Source organism: Burkholderia cepacia (assembly GCF_001718835.1).
GTDB lineage: Bacteria > Pseudomonadota > Gammaproteobacteria > Burkholderiales > Burkholderiaceae > Burkholderia > Burkholderia cepacia_F.
The window spans coordinates 628,325-647,186 of record NZ_CP013443.1 but is presented as its reverse complement, the minus strand read 5'-3'; the positions used below and the strand labels follow the sequence as shown (position 1 = coordinate 647,186).

General features: G+C 68.3%; 17 protein-coding genes and 1 pseudogene. 7 read left to right on the top strand and 11 right to left on the bottom strand.

Translation table 11 applies throughout. From position 1 onward, the window contains the following. Positions 1-43 precede the first annotated feature (43 nt). From WT26_RS06330 to mpl, 11 genes and pseudogenes are all read right to left on the bottom strand, one after another. Positions 44-823 (bottom strand): SDR family oxidoreductase, encoded by a 780-nt coding sequence (locus tag WT26_RS06330; protein ID WP_069273698.1) that lies wholly within the window; start codon positions 821-823, stop codon positions 44-46. Next, positions 823-1,500 (bottom strand): 2-dehydro-3-deoxy-6-phosphogalactonate aldolase, encoded by a 678-nt coding sequence (locus WT26_RS06325; protein WP_069272397.1) that lies wholly within the window; start codon positions 1,498-1,500, stop codon positions 823-825. Before WT26_RS06325 ends, WT26_RS06330 begins: the two co-directional genes overlap by 1 nt. Before the next feature lie 32 nt (positions 1,501-1,532). Then, a pseudogene (locus tag WT26_RS06320) lies at positions 1,533-2,557 on the bottom strand (2-dehydro-3-deoxygalactonokinase). After that, positions 2,554-3,456 (bottom strand): IclR family transcriptional regulator, encoded by a 903-nt coding sequence (locus WT26_RS06315; RefSeq protein WP_069273699.1) that lies wholly within the window; start codon positions 3,454-3,456, stop codon positions 2,554-2,556. Before WT26_RS06315 ends, WT26_RS06320 begins: the two are co-directional and overlap by 4 nt. 326 nt (positions 3,457-3,782) lie before the next feature. Next, positions 3,783-4,181: an EF-hand domain-containing protein gene (locus WT26_RS06310; protein ID WP_069272396.1), complete on the bottom strand. Its 399-nt coding sequence runs from the start codon at positions 4,179-4,181 to the stop codon at positions 3,783-3,785. A 91-nt stretch (positions 4,182-4,272) separates the two neighbouring features. Then, positions 4,273-5,889 carry a S10 family peptidase gene (locus WT26_RS06305; protein WP_069272395.1) on the bottom strand — a complete coding sequence of 539 codons (1,617 nt, stop codon included), beginning with the start codon at positions 5,887-5,889 and terminating at the stop codon, positions 4,273-4,275. A 454-nt stretch (positions 5,890-6,343) separates the two neighbouring features. After that, entirely contained in the window at positions 6,344-7,084 is a 741-nt protein-coding gene (gene mtgA / locus WT26_RS06300) for a monofunctional biosynthetic peptidoglycan transglycosylase (RefSeq protein WP_069272394.1), read from the bottom strand. A gap of 16 nt (positions 7,085-7,100) precedes the next feature. Then, entirely contained in the window at positions 7,101-7,967 is an 867-nt protein-coding gene (aroE, locus tag WT26_RS06295) for a shikimate dehydrogenase (RefSeq protein WP_069272393.1), read from the bottom strand. Beyond that, entirely contained in the window at positions 7,964-10,051 is a 2,088-nt protein-coding gene (locus WT26_RS06290) for a ribonuclease catalytic domain-containing protein (RefSeq protein WP_069272392.1), read from the bottom strand. Before WT26_RS06290 ends, aroE begins: the two co-directional genes overlap by 4 nt. A gap of 80 nt (positions 10,052-10,131) precedes the next feature. Continuing rightward, positions 10,132-10,701, bottom strand: a complete 570-nt coding sequence (locus tag WT26_RS06285; RefSeq protein ID WP_021161885.1) for a YqiA/YcfP family alpha/beta fold hydrolase — start codon at positions 10,699-10,701, stop codon at positions 10,132-10,134. Further along, positions 10,698-12,131 (bottom strand): UDP-N-acetylmuramate:L-alanyl-gamma-D-glutamyl-meso-diaminopimelate ligase, encoded by a 1,434-nt coding sequence (mpl, locus tag WT26_RS06280; RefSeq protein WP_231130471.1) that lies wholly within the window; start codon positions 12,129-12,131, stop codon positions 10,698-10,700. The genes WT26_RS06285 and mpl overlap by 4 nt, the downstream gene beginning before the upstream one ends. A gap of 159 nt (positions 12,132-12,290) precedes the next feature. Between mpl and WT26_RS06275 the strand changes: the two genes are divergently transcribed. The 7 genes from WT26_RS06275 (at position 12,291) to WT26_RS35325 (ending at position 18,799) form a co-directional block, all read left to right on the top strand. Next, on the top strand, positions 12,291-12,935 hold the full coding sequence (locus WT26_RS06275) for a UDP-N-acetylmuramate--alanine ligase (RefSeq protein ID WP_069272391.1): 645 nt from the start codon (positions 12,291-12,293) through the stop codon (positions 12,933-12,935). Between the two features lie 7 nt (positions 12,936-12,942). Next, positions 12,943-13,491: a TlpA family protein disulfide reductase gene (locus WT26_RS06270; RefSeq protein ID WP_069273697.1), complete on the top strand. Its 549-nt coding sequence runs from the start codon at positions 12,943-12,945 to the stop codon at positions 13,489-13,491. Between the two features lie 194 nt (positions 13,492-13,685). Next, positions 13,686-14,138 carry a type II 3-dehydroquinate dehydratase gene (gene aroQ / locus WT26_RS06265; protein ID WP_011350880.1) on the top strand — a complete coding sequence of 151 codons (453 nt, stop codon included), beginning with the start codon at positions 13,686-13,688 and terminating at the stop codon, positions 14,136-14,138. A 67-nt stretch (positions 14,139-14,205) separates the two neighbouring features. Then, positions 14,206-14,679, top strand: a complete 474-nt coding sequence (gene accB, locus WT26_RS06260) for an acetyl-CoA carboxylase biotin carboxyl carrier protein (protein WP_059528648.1) — start codon at positions 14,206-14,208, stop codon at positions 14,677-14,679. A gap of 86 nt (positions 14,680-14,765) precedes the next feature. Beyond that, complete coding sequence (gene accC, locus WT26_RS06255; RefSeq protein WP_021161890.1) at positions 14,766-16,133, top strand: acetyl-CoA carboxylase biotin carboxylase subunit; 1,368 nt, start codon at positions 14,766-14,768, stop codon at positions 16,131-16,133. A gap of 2 nt (positions 16,134-16,135) precedes the next feature. Then, positions 16,136-17,038 carry a 50S ribosomal protein L11 methyltransferase gene (prmA, locus tag WT26_RS06250; protein ID WP_069272390.1) on the top strand — a complete coding sequence of 301 codons (903 nt, stop codon included), beginning with the start codon at positions 16,136-16,138 and terminating at the stop codon, positions 17,036-17,038. A gap of 45 nt (positions 17,039-17,083) precedes the next feature. Beyond that, positions 17,084-18,799 carry a DUF3426 domain-containing protein gene (locus WT26_RS35325; protein ID WP_081333711.1) on the top strand — a complete coding sequence of 572 codons (1,716 nt, stop codon included), beginning with the start codon at positions 17,084-17,086 and terminating at the stop codon, positions 18,797-18,799. The last annotated feature ends 63 nt before the right edge of the window (positions 18,800-18,862 follow it).

Genomic DNA, 18,862 nt, shown 5'->3' with positions numbered 1-18,862 from the left:
CGTGCGCGCGGCCGTCGCACGTGCGGTCTTTCGAATCGTTGCGTCAGTCGTGATACAGCGCCGCGCGCCCGCCATCGACGGTGATGCACGCGGCATTGATGAACGGCGCCTCGTCGGACGCCAGGAACACGGCCGTCATCGCGACCTCCTCGGGCCGGCCGATCCGCTTCATCGGCTGCAGCGCGAGCGTGTCGGCGCGCGCGGCGGCCGGATCGGGCTGCGCATCCCACCAGTCGCGCGTGAGCTGCGTCTCGATGTAGCCCGGCGCGATCGCGTTCACGCGCACGTTGCGCGCCGCGTATTCGATGCCGAGCGCGCGCGTGAGTCCCAGCACGCCGTGCTTCGCGACCGGGTACGGAAAGCAGCCCGGGATGATCCTGAATGCATGCGTCGACGCGATGTTCACGATGCTGCCGCGGCCGCGTTCGACCATCCCTTCCAGCGCCGCGCGGCAACCGTGCCACACGCCGTCGAGGTCGACCGCGAAGCAGCGGCGCCAGTCGTCGTCGGTCATCGTCAGCGGATCGGCGAACACGTTGATGCCCGCGTTGTTCACGAGCACGTCGAGCGGCCCGAGCGACGCTTCGGCCTGCGCGAGCGCGTCGCGCACCGAGTCCTGGCGCGTGACGTCCGCGTAGAGCGGCAGCACGCGCGCACCGTCGATCTCGCGCGCGATCGCGTCCGCGGTCGCGCAAGCCTGCGGAAGATCGACGTCGACGAGCGCGACGGCCGCGCCCTCGCGAACGAACGCGCGGGCGATCGCGGCGCCGATGCCACGGCCCGCGCCCGTCACCATCGCGACCTTGCCCGCGAGGCGGCCCATCATGCGGCTCCGCCGCGCGCCGCGCGCAGGCCGGCCTGGAACGCATGCGCGTTCGCAGCGGTCTCGTCGGCCGGCTGGCCGGGCCGGTACAGCGCCGACCCGAGCCCGAAGCCGTTCGCGCCGGCCGCGAGGAACGGCTGCATGTTGTCGGGCGCGATCCCGCCGACCGGGATCAGCGGCACCGCGCGGTCGATCACCGCGCGCCACGCCTTCACGACGACCACGCCCAGCTGCTCTGCCGGGAACATCTTCAGCACGTCCGCGCCGTTCGCGAGCGCCGCGAACGCTTCCGTCGGCGTCGCGACGCCCGGCGCGCTCGCGAGGCCGCGCGCGCGTGCGCGGCGGATCACGGCCGCGTCGCTGTGCGGCATCACGATCAGTGAACCGCCCGCGTCCTGCACGCGATCGACATACTCGGCGCGCAGCACCGTGCCCGCGCCGACGATCGCGTCGTCGGGCAGCGCGCGCCGCAGCGCCGCGATGCTGCCGAACGGGTCCGGCGAATTGAGCGGCACCTCGACGATCCGGAAGCCGGCTTCGTACAGCGCACGGCCGTGGTCGGCGGCTTCCGCGGGCGTGATCCCGCGCAGGATCGCGATCAGCGGACACGCGTCGAACGCGCGCATCAGCGCGGGATGCGGCGCATACGGCGCGGGCAGCGTGAGTTCGGACGACATGGATGGCTTTCCTCCGCAATCGATTCGATTCATCAATCGGCGCAGACCGGCGCACTGTCCGCGCGCACGAGCCCGGCGCGCGACGCGATCCGCCACAGGCCGCGCTCGGTCGCGTCGGCAACGACCCGCGCATGCGGGCAGCCGAACGCGTGCAGCGCGGCCGCGTAGCGCGCACATAGCGCGTCGTCGCCGATCAGCAGCAGCGGCTGGTCGGCGAGCGCGACGCCGCGCTCCGCGAGCATCGCGTCGAGTGCGTTGAGCTCATGGCCGATCAGCAGGCCGGACAGGTAGTCGCCCTGCGCATCGGGCGCGAGCCGGTCGGTCAGGCCGAGCGTGCGCGTGCTGAAAATCGTCGCGAGCAGCCCCGTGTGCCGCGCGCCGCGCGCGACCGCTACGCCGCGCACGAACGCCGCGCGATCGGGCGACGCGCCGGCGAGCGCATCGTGCGGCCGAGGATCGTGTGGTCGCGCAGCACCGCGAACAGCTCGCCGGTCATGAAGGTCTGGAAGCGCTCGATCAGCCCGTCCGTCACCCACGCCCATTTCGCATGCGTGCCCGGCAAGCCGATCAGTAGACCTGAATGATCCGCTCCAATTGAAGAAGCTTCATCGAGTGCGCCGACTATCTGCGTTTCTTCGCCGCGCATCACGTCGGGCAATTCGCCCGTGGCGATGACGCCCGGCACGATCGAGATCGTCGCACCGCGCGCGCTTTCGATCGTGACGATGCCGGCGACGAGCGCGTCGGCGCCGGCCGGCACCGCGACATACGGCGCCTCGCGCCAGCCCTGCGCGCTGCCGACCATCCCGGCGGCGAGCACCGGCAGGCCCGGCGAGCGGTCGAGCCAGTCGCCGCAGGCTTCCTCGAACACCGCGTCGAACGCGCGCGCGCCGCCGCCCGGCACATGCATGACGCCCGCCGGGCGGCTGCGCGTGTCGACGAGCGCGCCGTGCGCGTCGTACAGATACGCGCGCAGCGAGGTCGTGCCCCAGTCGAGCGCGATCAGCGACGGGGTGGCGGAGGGAGCATCCGGAACGGGCCGGGTCGAAGTCGTCATCGTTTGATCCTGCGGGTACCCTGCGGCGGGCTCCAGCCCAGCTCCGCGGAAATGGCTCGCGCTTCGCGCTGCACGAGCGGAATCAGTTCGTCCATCCGGTCGTGCGGCATGTACGGAATCGTGCTCGCCACCGACACCGCCGCGACGACCGCGCCCGATGCGTCGCGGATCGGTGCCGCCACGCAGCGGATCGACGCCTCGTTCTCCTCGAGGTCGAACGTATAGCCGCCGGCCGCGTAATGGGCCATGCGCTGCAGGAACGCGCTCGTCTCGGGGCGGTTGTCGGGCTTGAAATTGACGCCGGCCAGCGCGCGCCGTGCGGCCTCGAACAGCGAGCGCCACAGGTCGGGATCGAGGTCGAGCATCATCGCCTTGCCGATGCCGGTCGACGCGAGCGGCATCCGGTGGCCGACGCGCGAGCGCATCTCGAGGCCGCGCGTACCGGGAATCTTGTCGATGTACAGCACGTCGTCGCCGTCGCGCACGCCGAGATGGATCGTGTCGAGCGTCGCTTCCGCGAGCGCTTCGAGGTGCGGGCGCGCGACCGCGGTGAGCGGCATCTGCTCGAGCGCGATCGTGCCGAGCTCGATCAGCTTCGGGCCGAGCAGGTAGCCGCCCTGCACCTGCCGCAGGTAGCGCGCCTGCACGAGGCTGCTGACGAGGCGGTGCGTCGTGCTGCGCGTCGTGCCGAGCGCGGCGCCGATCGCGCGCATGTCGCGCGCGCCGTTCGCGATCGCCTCGAGGATCGCTAGACCGCGCAGCAGCGTCTGCGTACCGGCCTGCTGGGCAGCGAGATCGAGCGGCGTACTGGTCGCGCCGATGCTGTCGGTGAGGGGCGGCGCGCCGTCCGGTGCCGGACGGCGGACGTCGAGGGCAAAAGATGCGGGCATGTTGGTCATGAGCGGGCTGTCTTCAACGGAATCGGTCATGCCGCTGCGCGCGCCGGACCGTGATCCGGCGCCGCGGCGAAGCGGCGGTCGATGCACCGAATAAAGCGCCCGGCGAACTTCATGGAAGGTGTCTCCGTGTGCGTCGGGCGCCGCGCGATGCGTGGGTCCGAAGCTGTCGATGTGCTTCGGATTGTAGGAGCGCACGCACTCGCCTCCAATATTTGAATGCGTTGCCCAGATAATGAGATATTGCGGCACATGCGCACGAAGTAATACGGGGGCGGAACCCGCATTCGCCGCAGGTTCCGCCCCCGTTTGTCGTGCTCGCGATGCGCTTATTGCTGGTTCGCGTCGCGCGTCTGCATGTAGCGCTGTACGTCCGCGAACGACACGCGGCCGTTGCCGCTCGAGTCGATCTGCCGGAAGTGGTTCGCGACATAACCGAGGCCGGCCGCGCGCGCCTGCGATTCGGTGATCGAACCCGTGTTCTGCGAGTCGGCCGCGCTGAACTGCCGCGCGAGCTTGCGCACCACCTGCGCATGCAGCGCGGCGCCCGTCGTCTGCGTGCCGGCGGTCGGCTTGCGCGCGGCCGGCGGCACGTACGGATCGCCGAGCTGCGCCTGGCGCGCGCGCACCGGTGCGGCGGCGTCGCTCGCCTGCGCGAACGCGGAGAACGCGGTGGCGAGACTGCCGCAGGCGAGCGCTGCGGCGATGACGATAAATCGATTCTTCATATCAGGCTCCAGTCTGGAATGAGGTCGTCGACGGCCGGCGGCCCGCGCCGTGGCGCGCGCCGTGGCGCGCGCCGCCGGTCCGCGCATCGGATCAATGCGCGATCGCGTTGTAGAAGGTCACGAGGTCGGCTTTCTCCTGCGGACGCGACGTATCGTCGAGATAGACCATGTGTCCGCCCTGATAGTCCCTGATCGTCAGGTTCGGTTGCGTCCCGAGCCGCGCGAGGTCGAGCTCGGTCTGGTAGAACGGCGTCGCGATGTCGTGATACCCGTTCAGCGACAGCACCTTCAGTTGCGGATTCAGCGCGAGCGCCGCGGCGAGATCCGGGATCGTGTCGGGCATCGCGAGCCCGTCGTGCGTCCAGTCCCACGTGTTGATCGCATTGCTGCTCAACGAATACGCCGACTGCGCGGTGTACTTCAGCTCGTTCGGCAGGTACTTGCCGATCGTGTCGGTGAACGGCTTCGTGATGAACGAGCTCGACGGATCGCCGTCCGCGGCAAGCGGGCTCGACAGCGGCACGTTCACGCGCGCGTCGTAGCGGCCGATCAGCGTGCCCGGGATCAGCGACAGCTGGAAGCTGTTGTCGAAGAAGGTCGGGATCACGTTGAAGTCCGCATTCCACAGCGACTGCTTCACGCCGGTCGAATTCACCATCGTCGTGACGAGGGCCGGCGGCGGCGGCGTATGGCTCGCCAGGTACGCGTTCACGGCGGGCGCGTAGCTGCCGGCCGTCAGCAGGCGCATCTGGTCCGCGTACTGCGGCAGGTTCGACGGGTTCGGGTTGTCGAGCTGGTAGTACGCACCGACGGTGCCATACGACGGCACGAAACCCGCGCAACTCACCGGGCTCGACCCGTTGTTCGAGTTGCCGATGTAGTCGCTCGCCATGTCGCAGTTCGTGTTGTAGTTCAGGATCGACGATTGCAGCACGATGCCGTCGAGCTTCACGCCGGCCGTCTCGAGCAGGTTCGCGAGCACGTCGGTGCGCGGCGTGCCGTACGACTCGCCGAACAGGTATTTCGGCGAAGCACTGCGCTGGTTCACGGCGAGGTAGCGCGTGACGAAATCGCGGAACGCGCCGCCGTCCTGGTCGACGCCCCAGAACGTCTGGTTCGTGTTCGGCGCGATCGCTTCGGAGAAACCGGTGCCGATCGCATCGACGAACACGAGGTCGGTCGTGTCGAGCAGGCTTTCCTGGTTGTCGACGAACGGGAACGTCGACGTGTTCGCGTTCGGGTCGCCCGTCTGGATCCGGCGCGGGCCGAACGAGCCGAGGTGCAGCCACACCGATGCCGAGCCGGGGCCGCCGTTGTACAGGAACGTGACGGGCCGCTTCGCCGCGGGCTGGTTGTCGGCCGTATAGGCGACGTAGAAGAACGAGGCTTCGGGCGCGCCCGTCTGCGGATTGCGCGCCACGAGGTGGCCGGCCGTGGCCGTGTAGCGGATCGTCTTGCCGTTCAGCGTGATCTGGTGATGCGTGACGGCGGCGCGTTCGAGCGCGGCCGACGCGGCGAGCGATGCGCCCGGGTCCGACGAATAGCGGTTGGGATCGTTGTACGGCTTGTCCGCCGTGGAAGCGGCATCGGCTGAGCTGTCGGCGCTTGCGGGGCTGGAGGCCGACGTCACGTCGTCTCCATTGCACGCCGCCAGGATCAGCGAAGAGAGAACTGCACCCAACAACAGCTTCGCTTTGCTCGCTGGCATCGTTGCTTTCCTTCTCTCGAATATTGTTGTGTCGAGCGGTCGGATAAGCCGCCCCCCGCCTCGATCGCACGGCCGATAAGCCGAGGCGCTGGCCAATATACGCGAGCCCGTCAGCTTTGAAAAATTTTGAAATATTCGAAGGATATTCGATGCGGTGCGGAGCTTTCAGAAATGATTCGAGTTCCGAAACGTTGCATTTCGTGCTGCTTTCAACCAGCTGCGCGTTCATTCGAATCCGCTGACAACTGCCGGGTTTTTCGTTGTGCCTGCAACCAAACAGGGCCCGAACATGGGCATTGGTCAGCAAACTGAAATAGAGGAATTCGTCTAGACAATGCGTGCGCAATGCATGACGTCGCACATGCATTGCACCGCAAAAATGAGGCAGGAACTGCTGAACGGCCGATCGGGCAGATCGGGCAGATCGGGCCAAACGCGCGCGCGCGCGGCGCGCTTACTCCGATTGCGGCAGCTCGGCCGCCCCCATCCGGCGGGCGATGACTGCCGCGCGCTGCGCCTGGTAGGCCGAGCCGCGGTGCGCGTCGAACCAGCGCGGCTTCGGCAGCATCACCGCGAGACGCGCCGACTGCCACGCGCCGAGCCGGCTCGCGGGAATCCGGTAGTAATAGCGTGCGGCCGCCTCGGCACCGTACACGCCGCGCCCCCACTCGACGGAATTCAGGTAGATCTCGAAGATCCGCTCCTTGTCGAGCACCGCTTCGAGCATCCACGTGATGATGAGCTCCTGCCCCTTGCGGATGTAGCTCTTCTCGCGCGACAGGAACAGGTTGCGCGCGAGCTGCTGCGTGATCGTCGAGCCGCCCGCGACGATCTTGCCGCGCGCCTTGTTCTTCTCCCACGCCTGCAGGATCGCGTCGACGTCGTAGCCGTTGTTGGTCGCGAAGGTCGAGTCTTCCGACGCGATCAGCGCGCGCTTCAGGTTGCGCGAGATCTGGTCGTAGGGCACCCACTGGTGCTGGATCTGCGCGGGCGGCTTGTCGCGCGACAGCCACCACGCGTCGGTGCGCATGAACGCGGTCGAGCCCGGGTTCATGAACGACCACAGCGCGATCTGCGCGAGATAGAACAGTTGCGTCGCGAGCCACGCACCCGCGAACACCGATCCCGCATAGACGATCCAGCGCGTCGGGCCGTCCGCCCGCTCGCGCCGCTGCGCACCGCTGACCGCGACCACCTGCCGCCGCCCCCGCTCAGTGGGCGGCGAGCGCCTGGCGCAGCGCGGCCAGCACCGGTGCGCCGTCCGGCCGCACGCCGCGCCAGATGAAGAACGATTCGGCCGCCTGCTCGACGAGCATCCCGAGCCCGTCGGCGGTGCGCGCGCCGAGCGACGCCGCATGCTGCATGAACACCGTCGGCTGCGCGCCGTACATCATGTCGTACGCGAGCGTGCCCGCGCCGAACGCGGCCGCGTCGCACTCCGGCAGCGCGGCATCGAGGCTGCCGGCCGTCGCGTTGATCACCACGTCGTACGGCTCCGCGCGCACGACGTCCGGGCCGCCGCCCGCGAGCGTGCAGCCCGCATCGTGGGCGGCCTGCATGAACTGGCCGACGAGCGCCTCGGCCTTGCTCGCGGTGCGGTTCACGATCGTGATCGACAGCGGCGCGCGGTCGAGCAGCGGCAGCACGACACCGCGCGCCGCGCCGCCCGCACCGAGCAGCAGGATGCGCGCGCCCGCCAGCGACACGCCGAGATTCGCTTCGATGTCGCGCACGAGGCCGACGCCGTCGGTGTTGTCGCCATGGATACGGCCGTCGGCATCGATGCGCAGCGTATTCACCGCCCCCGCCGCCGCCGCACGCGGCGACAGCGTGTCGGCGAGCGCATGCGCGTCGAGCTTGAACGGCACCGTCACGTTCGCGCCGCGACCGCCTTCGGCGACGAATGCCCGCACGGCGGCCTCGAAGCCGTCGACCGGCGCGAGCCGGTGCTCGTAGACGATCGCCTCGCCCGTCTGCGCGGCGAACTGCGCGTGGATGAACGGCGACTTGCTGTGCGCCACCGGGTTGCCGAACACGACATAGCGGTCGGCGCCGCTCGTCGACGCAGCTGCGTTCATGATGCGCGCTCCTCCTCGTTGCCGTTGCTTTCCGCCGCGGCGCCATCGCCGTCCGCCGGGCCGGCATCCGCCTCGGCGAGCGCTTCGGCCTCGGCTTGCGCCGACGCGTCGCCCGCGTCGAGCAGCACGTCGTCGCCGTTCTCGCCGTCTTCCTCTTCTTCGGCCGCTTCGCCGGCCGGCACGACCGGCGCGTCGAGCACGTTCAGCAACCGCACCGATGCCTCGATCGTCAGCTCGTCGAGCGACATCACGTCGAGCAGCACGCGCGTGCCGCGCGCATGCACGCCGAGCCCCGGCACGTGCAGCAGCAGCGGAATTTCCTCGAGGCGCACGAGATCGCCCTTCACCACGCTCGCGACGACCTGCTTCTTCTGCTCCTGCGCGAGCCAGCGCAGGCACCAGAAGTACTCCATCCGGCGCTGGTAGTCGGCGTAGGCCGTATAGGTGTCGTCGAAGCCCTGCACGACCGCGTACAGATCGGCGTCCTTCGGCTTGAACGGTGCGGCGAGCTTCGCGGTGACGCCGTGCTGCACGCACGCGAGCAGCTGCCACTGGTTCACGAGGTCGACGTAGCGGCGCAGCGGCGACGTGCTCCATGCGTACTGCGCGACGCCCAGACCTTCGTGCGGCGCGGCCGTCGTCTGCATCCGCGTGCGCTTCGGGCCCGGTGCGCCGAAGCCGCGCTGCGAGCGGTAGATGCCCGGCACCGTATGATCGTGCAGGAACGCGCCCCACGTCGAGTTCGCGAGGATCGCGAGCTCCGACACGATCAGGTCGAGCGGCGAGCCGCGGCGGCGCGGCGTGATCGTCACGTGCTCGCCTTCGACGTAGAAGTTGTAGTCGGTGTTGCGCTGCACCTCGCGCTTCAGGCCGTAGCCCGCGCGCGCGACCTGGCGCTTTTCGAACAGCGCCTGCGCGAGCGGCCACAGCACGGCGATGTCGTCCTTGTGCGGGTAGTCGCCGGTGCCGGCGGCGAGCGTCTCTTCGTTGACGAGCTCGTCGAGGTGGTTGTGTCGCAGGTTGTTCTTCACGAACACGAGCTCGGCGCGCGTCTCGTTCGCGACGATCTCCTGCGTTTCGCGGTTGACGATGATGTACAGCGACAGCGCCGGGCGGTAGTCGCCCTCTTTCAGCGTGAACACGTCGACGACGTCGTCCGGCAGCATCGTGATCTTGTCGCCCGGCATGTAGACGGTCGACAGGCGCGTGCGCGCGATCGCGTCGATCGCGTCGCCGCGCACGATGCCGAGCGCCGGCGCCGCGATGTGCACACCGATGCGCACGCGGCCGTCGGAGAGATGCTCGACCGAGAACGCGTCGTCGATTTCGGTCGTCGTGACGTCGTCGATCGAGAACGCCTCGACGTCCGCGCGCGGCAGGTCGTCCGGCAGCGGGCCGACCGTGACGGCCGGAAAGCCCGTGCCGTGCGGGAAGAACTCCGCGAGGAAGCGCGCCTCGTGCAGCGCGCGCGGCGACGCGATGCCGCCGCAGTCGAGCATCAGCCGCGCCGGCGACACGCCGCGCGCACCGGCCGCCGCTTCCATCGCCTTGTATTCGATCGCGTTCTTGTCCGGCCGCGTCAGCAGCCCGAGCACCTTGCCCGCGAACGCTTCCGGCAGCTTGCCGGCCTTCAGTTCCTCTTCATACTGCGCCTGGACGAGCGCCTGCTGGCGCTTGCGCTCGAGCGACGCGAGCGCCATCTTGAGCTGCTCTTCCGGCGCGCGCTGGTACTGGCCGCGCCCCTTGCGGCGGAAGTAGACGGGCGAGCCGTGCAGCCGCAACACCAGCGCCGCACGCTCCACCGGGCCGTACGTCGCGCCGAAGTATTCCGCGGCCAGCGCCGTATACGCGAACTCGTCGGTCGGCGCGCATTCCCACAGGAAATCCAGGTCGATCTGCTGCGCGGCCGTGTCGGCTTCCTGCATCAGTTCGCCCGCGGCCGGCTTGTCGAATTCGATCAGCACGTCTTTCGCGCGCACCTTGGCCCGCCGCCCGCCGGGCAACTCGACCTGAAATGCGTCGCCCTGGCGCGACAGCACGCTGCCCGCCTTGAAACTGCCCGATTCCTCGAAGAAAACGTTCACTCAGTACTCTCGTTCAGACTGCCGGGCGCCGCGTCTGCGGCGCCGCATGATGATGGGAATTCGATCGGCACATGGCCGGATTAAGACGTCTTTCCGTCGCAAAATGCGAGAACGTCGTCGACATAGTCGGCAAATTCGCTGATCCCGTGATCGCTGCCCTCGATCACGCGCGTCTTTGCGCCCGGGTAATGCGCGAGCATCTCGCGGTAATCGAGCACTTCGTCACCGGTGGCCGCGAACAGATAGTAGCGTTCGGCACGCGTGATCGCCGGCACGCGCAGCGCGTCGAGTTCATGCAGGTGATGGCGCTCGACGACGATCGTGCCGCCGCCGTGCCACAGCGGCTGTTCGCCCAGGTGCTGCTCGAGATCGCGCTGCGGCACGATGGCCGGATTCAGCAGCACGGCCTTCCAGCCGTGTTTTTCGGCCAGCCAGGTGGCGTAATAGCCGCCGAGCGAGCTGCCGATGACGGTCACGTCGCGCGCGCCGGCCACCTCGGCTTCCGCGACCGCGATCGCTTCGAGCGGCGACACCGACAGCGACGGGCACCGCCACTCGCCGCTGCGGCCGAGCTCGGCCATGCGCGCGGCGAGCTGGCGCGACTTCTGCGATTCCGGCGACGACCGGAAGCCGTGCAGATACAGGATCACGTGCGGCTCCCGAGCGCATCGAGCAGCTTCTGGTGGACGCCGCCGAAGCCGCCGTTGCTCATCACGAGCACGTGGTCGCCCGGGCGGGCGGCTGCGACGACGGACTTCACCAGCAGGTGCAGATCGTCGAACGCGTGCGCGCGGTCGCCGAGCGGCGCCAGCGCCTCAGCCAGATTCCAGCCGAGCGCGTCGCGCCCGGTCGGCGCGCCGTAACCGAACACGAGATCGGCGTCGGCCAGGCTCGCCGGCAATTGCGACTTCATCACGCCGAGCTTCATCGTGTTCGAGCGCGGCTCGAGCACGGCGAGGATGCGGGAATTCTGACGGCCGATGCGTGCACGAAGGCCGGCGATCGTGGTTTCGATCGCGGTCGGATGGTGTGCGAAGTCGTCGTAGACGGTCACGCCGTCCACGCTGCCGCGCACTTCCATGCGGCGCTTCACGTTGCGGAACGACGCGAGGGAAGCGGCGGCCTGCGCGGGCGGCACGCCGACGTGGCGCGCGGCCGCGATCGCCGCGAGCGCGTTCATCCGGTTGTGATCGCCCTGCACCTGCCACGCGACTTCGCCGACGCGTTCCGCGTGCGAATACACCGCGAAACGCTCGTCGACCGGCACGCCGTCCTCGGCCGGCAACGCCTGCCAGCCGCCGTCGACGCCGAACCGCTCGACCTCGCTCCAGCAGCCGCGCGCCAGCACGCGCTCGAGCGCGTCGGAACGGCCGTTCGTGACGATCCTGCCGACACCGGGCACGGTACGCACGAGATGGTGGAATTGCGTCTCGATCGCGGCGAGATCGGGGAAGATGTCGGCGTGATCGAACTCGAGGTTGTTCAGCACCGCGGTGCGCGGCCGATAGTGGACGAACTTCGAGCGCTTGTCGAAGAACGCCGTATCGTATTCGTCGGCCTCGATCACGAAGAAGCTCGAATCGGTAAGCCGCGCCGACACGCCGAAGTTCAGCGGCACGCCGCCGATCAGGAAGCCCGGGGTCAGGCCGGCATCTTCCAGCAGCCACGCGAGCATCGACGACGTGGTCGTCTTGCCGTGCGTGCCTGCGACCGCAAGCACCCACTTGCCGGCCAGCACGTGCTCGCCGAGCCATTGCGGGCCGGATACATAAGGCAGGCCGCGATCGAGGATCGCCTCCATCAGCGGATTGCCGCGCGTGACGACGTTGCCGATCACGAACAGGTCCGGTTTCAGGTCGATCTGCTCGGCGCCGTAGCCCTCGATCAGCGTGATGCCCTGCGCCTCGAGCTGCGTGCTCATCGGCGGATAGACGCCCGCGTCGCAACCCGTCACCGTGTGGCCCGCCTCGCGCGCGAGTACGGCGAGACCGCCCATGAAGGTGCCGCAGATGCCAAGAATGTGGATGTGCATAGATGAATGCTTTCGCGCCGCCGGGCGCCGTCGATTCGGAAAGTGGATGGGCGAGACGCCGGACGGGCCGCGCGGCCGGCGCAGTTCGCCGGCCGCTATTGTAACTGACGGCTTGCGGCGGCCGGCGGCCCGTGCAAGGCCGGCCGCCGGCGGCAAGCGGCCGCACCGCCATCGGCCGCGGCGTCGATCGAGTATGATTGCCGGATCATGTCTCGCAAACCTCTTGTCGACCCGCGGCGCCTCCGCGAGGAAATTGCCCAGTCCGCCGCCCGCCTGATCGCGGAGGACGGCCTCGACTATGCCGGCGCAAAACGCAAGGCCGCGCGCCAGTTGCTGGGCGACTCGCGCATTGCCGGCGAATGGCTGCCGGATAACGACCAGATCGAGGAAGAACTGCGCGAATACCTCGCCCTGTTCCAGAGCGACACGCAGCCGGACGAACTGCGCCGCCTGCGCGAAGTCGCGCTCGACTGGATGCGCCGGCTCGCCGAGTTCCATCCTTATGTGACGGGTGCCGTGCTGAACGGCACCGCGAACGCGCATTCGGATATCCATTTGCAGGCATTCACCGACAACCCGAAGGACGTCGCGATCTACCTGCTGAACCAGAACGTCCAGTACGACGTGTCCGAGACGCGGCACTTCGCGGGCCGCGCCGACGTCGAGACGCTCAGTTTCCTGTGGCGCCCGCGGCGCGACGTGGATGCGATCGGCATCCATCTCGCCCTCTATGCGAGCGACGACCTGCGCGGCGCGGTCAAGGCCGACGCGCGCGGCCGGCTGCCGCGCGCCGACGCAACCGCCTTGCGCGCGCTCCTCTCGGCCAGCGACACCTCTTCAGAACCCACTTGATCCGATGATGAACATGAAACGCATGTTGGCGCTCGCGGTCGTCGCGGCCGCCGCCGTTGCCGGCGGGCTCGCCGCCGGCCATTGGTTCCGGGGCGGCCCGGCCGAGAACGTCGCCGAGGCGGCGCCCGCCCCGGGCGACGCGGTCGCCCAGCTGTGGGCCGCCGCGCTGACCGACGCCGACGGCAAGCCGGCGACGCTCGCGTCGTTCAAGGGCCAGAAGGTCGTCGTCAATTTCTGGGCGTCATGGTGCGGCCCGTGCGTCGAGGAGATGCCGGAGCTCGTCGCGCTGTCGCACCAGTACAAACAGAAGGGCATCCGTTTCATCGGGATCGGCGTCGATTCCGAACAGAACGTGAAGAACTTTCTGCAGAAGGTGAAGGTCGACTATCCCGTATTCGTCAGCGGATATGCGGGTGCCGATCTGGCCCGTAATTTCGGGAATACCGCTGGCGCGCTGCCGTTTACGGTCGTCATCGACCAGACCGGCAAGATTCGCGAGACAAAATTGGGACAAATCCAGCCGGCCGAGCTGAAAAAGACGCTCGACGCGCTTTGAGCCGCCCGGCGAACGTGCTGCACGTTGTCGGCGATTTGGATAGCGATCGCATCAAATTCGCGTGAATTCGCGAACACTTTGTCCGCGCGCCGGTAAATCTTGCCGGCGCCGCGCGGCTGGCCGTTCGGCAAAACTAGACAAATTTCTCTAAATAGCGCTAAAGTTCGCGCAATTCCGCAGAAATAGAAGCGACCATGACACGATTGCTGGTGCTGCACGGCCCCAACCTGAACCTTCTCGGCACCCGGGAACCGGAGGTGTACGGCCGCGTCACGCTCGCACAGATCGATCAGGCGCTTGCCGCGCGCGCCCGGGAAGCCGGCGCCGAACTGTCGTCGTTCCAGAGCAACCATGAAGGCGCGCTGGTCGACCGCATCCAGGCCGCGCGGGAGGAACAGACCGATTTCATCCTGATCAATCCGGCCGCGTACACGCACACGAGCGTCGCGATCCGGGACGCGATCGCCGGCGTCGGCATCCCGTTCGTCGAGGTTCACCTGTCGAACGTGCACCGCCGCGAAGCGTTCAGGCACCACTCCTACTTTTCCGACCAGGCCGAAGGCGTGATCTGCGGGCTCGGCTGGAAAGGTTATCTGTACGCGCTCGAGTACGCGCTGGACAAGCTGCAAGGCACGTCGCGCGGCTGAATTCGCGATCTAGATTCAGCGCCGGCCCCTTAACCGGCGCTTTCACGTATTGAAAGGGGAATTCCCGATGGATCTTCGTAAGCTGAAAACTCTGATCGACCTCGTTTCCGAATCCGGCATCTCCGAGCTGGAAGTGACGGAAGGCGAAGGCAAGGTGCGTATCGTCAAGAACGCGCCGCCGGTCTACGTGCAGCCGACGGCTGGGTATGCCCCGCAAGTCAGCGCGCCCGCTCCGTCGGTCGCCCTGCCGACCGAAGCCGCTGCCGCGCCGGCCGCCGGCGGCGCTGCCGCACCGGCCGCCCCGCAGGGCCACGTCGTGACGTCGCCGATGGTCGGCACGTTCTATCGCGCGCCGTCGCCGGGCGCGGATCCGTTCGTCCAGGTGGGCGACACGGTCAAGGAAGGCCAGACGATCTGCATCATCGAAGCGATGAAGCTGCTCAACGAGATCGAGTCGGACAAGGCCGGCGTGATCAAGGAAATCCTCGTCGAGAACGGCCAGGCCGTCGAATACGGCCAGCCGCTTTTCGTGATCGGCTAAGTCCGCCGCGCGGCCTGCGGGGGCCGCGCGCCGCCGATGCTCGCCAGGCGCCGTTCGCGCGCCCCTCGAAGAGACGAATACTCGCTATGTTTGAAAAAATCCTCATTGCCAACCGCGGTGAAATCGCGCTGCGCATCCAGCGTGCGTGCCGCGAGCTCGGCGTCAAGACGGTGGTCGTCTACTCGGAAGCCGACAAGGAAGCCAAGTACGTGCGCCTCGCGGACGAAGCCGTCTGTATCGGCCCGGCCCCGTCGAACCTGAGCTACCTGAACATGCCGGCGCTGATCAGCGCCGCGGAAGTCACCGACGCCGAAGCGATCCACCCCGGCTACGGCTTCCTGTCGGAGAACGCCGATTTCGCGGAACGCGTCGAGCAATCGGGCTTCACGTTCATCGGCCCGCGCCCGGAAACGATCCGCATGATGGGTGACAAGGTCACCGCGAAGCAGACGATGATCAAGACCGGCGTGCCGTGCGTGCCGGGCTCGGAAGGCGCGTTGCCGGACGATCCGAAGGAGATCGTCAAGATTGCGCGTGCGATCGGCTATCCGGTCATCATCAAGGCGGCGGGCGGCGGTGGCGGGCGCGGGATGCGCGTCGTGCACACCGAGGCCGCGCTCGTCAACGCGGTCAACATGACCCGCGAGGAAGCCGGCCGTGCGTTCGGCAACCCGCAGGTGTACATGGAGAAGTTCCTCGAGAACCCGCGCCACATCGAAATCCAGGTGCTGTCCGACGCGTACAAGAACGCGATCTGGCTCGGCGAGCGCGATTGCTCGATGCAGCGCCGCCACCAGAAGGTGATCGAGGAAGCGCCGGCACCCGGCATTCCGCGCCGCCTGATCGACCGCATCGGCGACCGTTGCGCGGACGCCTGCAAGAAGATGGGTTATCTCGGCGCGGGCACGTTCGAATTCCTGTACGAAAACGGCGAGTTCTACTTCATCGAGATGAACACGCGCGTGCAGGTCGAGCATCCGGTATCGGAACTGATCACGGGCGTCGACATCGTGCAGGAGCAGATCCGCATCGCGGCCGGCGAGAAGCTCACGCTGCGCCAGCGCGACATCCAGTTCCGCGGACATGCGATCGAATGCCGGATCAACGCCGAAGATCCGTTCAAGTTCACGCCGTCGCCGGGCCGGATCACGTCGTGGCATACGCCGGGCGGCCCCGGCGTGCGCGTCGATTCGCACGCCTACAATGGCTATTTCGTGCCGCCGAACTATGATTCGATGATCGGCAAGCTGATCACCTACGGCGCGACGCGCGAGCAGGCGATCAGCCGGATGCGCATCGCGCTGTCCGAAATGGTCGTCGAAGGCATCCAGACCAACATCCCGCTGCACCGCGAGCTGATGATCGATTCGAAGTTCGTCGAAGGCGGCACCAGCATCCACTACCTCGAAAACCGGCTCGCCCAGAAGCAGCAGGTCGCACCGGAAGAAGCGTAAGCATGAGCTATCGCGAACTCGTCGTCGAACTGGCCCGTGAGCATGCGGAGGCGCTGTCCGACGCGCTGCTCGAACTCGGCGCGCTGTCGGTGTCCGTGGAAGACGCCGACGCCGACACGCCCGACGAACAGCCGCTCTTCGGCGAGCCGGGCCTCGTGCCCGATCGCACCGCGTGGCAGCACTCGCGCGTGGTCGCGCTGCTCGCGGCCGAGCATGAGCCTGCCGTGCTGCTCGCCGCGGCGGCCAACGAGATCGGCATCGCTGAAGCGCCGACGTTCGTCGTCCGCGAAATCGAGGAACAGGACTGGGTGCGACTCACGCAATCGCAGTTCGAGCCGATCCCGATCGGCGAGCGGATCTGGGTCGTGCCGTCGTGGCACGATGCGCCCGATCCCGACGCGCTCGTCCTCGAACTCGATCCGGGCCTCGCGTTCGGCACCGGCAGCCACCCGACCACGCGCCTGTGCATGGAATGGCTCGAGCAGTCGGTGAAGCCCGGCCAATCGGTGCTCGACTACGGCTGCGGCTCGGGCATTCTCGCGATCCTCGCGAAGAAATGCGGGGCGAACCCCGTCATCGGCATCGACATCGATCCTCAGGCCGTTGAATCGGCACGGCAGAACAGCGAACGTAACCGTGCGGAAGTCACGTACGGGCTGCCCGACGCGTGCCCGGACGGCGAATTCGACATCGTCGTCGCGAACATCCTGTCGAATCCGCTGAAGCTGATGGCGTCGATGCTCGCATCGAAGGTCAAGCCGGGCGGGCGCATCGCGCTGTCGGGCGTGCTCGCGCGCCAGGCGGACGAAGTCGCGGCCGTCTATGCACGTTACGTCGACATCTCGGTCTGGCGCGAACACGAAGGTTGGGTATGCCTCGCCGGAACCCGGCGCGAAAGCCATTAGAATAGCGCTGTCCTTCACTCTGGCCAGCAGGCCGCCCGGCTCGACATGCTTCTTGCGACGCGCTGCCCTCATTGCGAAACCGTCTTCCGGCTGCAGCAGGAACAGCTCGTGCTGCACGGCGGGCTGGTGCGCTGCGGGCACTGCCGGCAAATCTTCGATGCGGCGGAATCGCTCGTCCACGAGCATGCGCCGCAGCCGGAGGCGGCGCTCGCCGGCGATGCGGATCATGAACGCGTTGCCGAGAAAGCGCCCGGTGCTGACCACGCGGCTGCCGTAGAAGCGGCCAGGGTCGAAGCACCTTCGACCAAAGCCGCGGCTTTCGAAGCGCCCGCGGTCGAAACTCCCGCCGTCGAAGCCCCTCCGTCCAAAGCACTCGCCGATGAAGCGGCTGCGATCGAATCCCGGGCTGTCGAAGCACCTGCTGCCGATACGCCGGCCGTCGAAGCCCCTCCGGCCAAAGCATTCGCCGATGAAGCGGCTGCGATCGAATCGCCGGCTGTCGAAGCACCTTCTGCCGAAACGCCCGCCGTCGAAACCCCTGCGGCCAAGGCACCCGCTGACGAGGCGCGCGCGATCGAATCGCCTGCTGTCGAATCGCCCGCCGCCGGAACGCCCGCTGCCGCAAGCCCCGTTCCCGAAACCGAAGCGCATCACGCTGCGGACCTGCCCGCGACACCCCCGCCGCGGCTGTTCGTCGACAACGCGCCCGGCGAACACCCGACGCATGCCGACTTCCGTCCGGATCACTGGGACATGTGGGCGCCGTGGCTGGACGGCAACGTCGATCCGTCGTTGCAGCACAGTGGCCGGAACGTCAGCGCCGAACCGCTGATTCCGCTTGTGCTGCCTGACGCGAATGCCGCGCTCGAAACCGCACCGGGCGTCGTTCGCCTGACTGCAACGCCGGAACCGTCCCCGGGTTTTGCGGCCGCCGCTGCCGCGCAGCCGGCGGCACCGTCGGCGTCCGCGGACCTCGGCCCGGCGCACGACGCACGACACGATGCGCGCGAGCCGCGCCTCGGCGCCGAAGCGCCGTCCGCGACGCGCGAACACGCACCGGCCGCTGACGAACGCGCGCCGCTCGCCTCCGCGCACGACAAGCACGAGCCCCGCTTCGCAGCCGATGCCTCCGCCGACGCCGATCGCGCTGCCACCCGCACGCAACGCGAACCGCAATTCGCCGCCGGTGCAGCCCCCGAACCGTTCTCGGCCATCCCGGCCGCCGACGACGATCGTCCTCACTTCGCCGTCACGCGCGAGACGCGCGCGCCGCAGCGGCGCGGGATGCTCGGCGGCTTTTTCGGCGGCCTCGTCGCCGCCGTGCTGGCCGTGCTGCTCGTCGCGCAACTCGCGTGGTGGCAACGCGAAACGCTGATGATCCACTGGCCGCTCACGCAGGGCTGGTTCCGGCAGGCCTGCGCGCCGCTCGGCTGCACGGTCGCGCCGCCGCGCGCGATCGACGGCCTGCGGCTCGACGCGACCGACCTGCGCCAGCTCGACGGCCCGCGCGAGCTCGAGCTGAAGGTACCGCTGACGAACCGCTACCGCGTCGCGCTCGCGTACCCGTCGCTCGAGCTGACGCTGCTGGACGACACCAACCACGTGACCGTGCGCCGCGTACTCGCGCCGCGCGACTACGTGCGCCCGGGCACGCCGATCGACGCCGGGTTGCCGCCCGGCACGACGCAGACGATGGTCGTCCGCCTCGAAACGAACGGCACGCCCGCCTCGAATTTCCGCGTCCAGATCTTCTATCCGTGACGCACCGCGGCGCGCGCATGCGCGCCCGTCTCAACCCGCGCGCCCGAGCGGCGCGCTCATTCG

What these genes read in the sequence shown, in the direction of transcription:
- WT26_RS06330 (WP_069273698.1), bottom strand. Translation starts at nt 823, where the DNA reads ATGGGCCGCCTCGCGGGCAAGGTCGCGATGGTGACGGGCGCGGGCCGT.
- WT26_RS06325 (WP_069272397.1), bottom strand. Translation starts at nt 1,500, where the DNA reads ATGTCGTCCGAACTCACGCTGCCCGCGCCGTATGCGCCGCATCCCGCG.
- WT26_RS06315 (WP_069273699.1), bottom strand. Translation starts at nt 3,456, where the DNA reads ATGACCAACATGCCCGCATCTTTTGCCCTCGACGTCCGCCGTCCGGCA.
- WT26_RS06310 (WP_069272396.1), bottom strand. Translation starts at nt 4,181, where the DNA reads ATGAAGAATCGATTTATCGTCATCGCCGCAGCGCTCGCCTGCGGCAGT.
- WT26_RS06305 (WP_069272395.1), bottom strand. Translation starts at nt 5,889, where the DNA reads ATGCCAGCGAGCAAAGCGAAGCTGTTGTTGGGTGCAGTTCTCTCTTCG.
- aroE (WP_069272393.1), bottom strand. Translation starts at nt 7,967, where the DNA reads ATGAACGCAGCTGCGTCGACGAGCGGCGCCGACCGCTATGTCGTGTTC.
- WT26_RS06275 (WP_069272391.1), top strand. Translation starts at nt 12,291, where the DNA reads ATGTCTCGCAAACCTCTTGTCGACCCGCGGCGCCTCCGCGAGGAAATT.
- WT26_RS06270 (WP_069273697.1), top strand. Translation starts at nt 12,943, where the DNA reads ATGAACATGAAACGCATGTTGGCGCTCGCGGTCGTCGCGGCCGCCGCC.
- aroQ (WP_011350880.1), top strand. Translation starts at nt 13,686, where the DNA reads ATGACACGATTGCTGGTGCTGCACGGCCCCAACCTGAACCTTCTCGGC.
- accB (WP_059528648.1), top strand. Translation starts at nt 14,206, where the DNA reads ATGGATCTTCGTAAGCTGAAAACTCTGATCGACCTCGTTTCCGAATCC.
- accC (WP_021161890.1), top strand. Translation starts at nt 14,766, where the DNA reads ATGTTTGAAAAAATCCTCATTGCCAACCGCGGTGAAATCGCGCTGCGC.
- prmA (WP_069272390.1), top strand. Translation starts at nt 16,136, where the DNA reads ATGAGCTATCGCGAACTCGTCGTCGAACTGGCCCGTGAGCATGCGGAG.
- WT26_RS35325 (WP_081333711.1), top strand. Translation starts at nt 17,084, where the DNA reads ATGCTTCTTGCGACGCGCTGCCCTCATTGCGAAACCGTCTTCCGGCTG.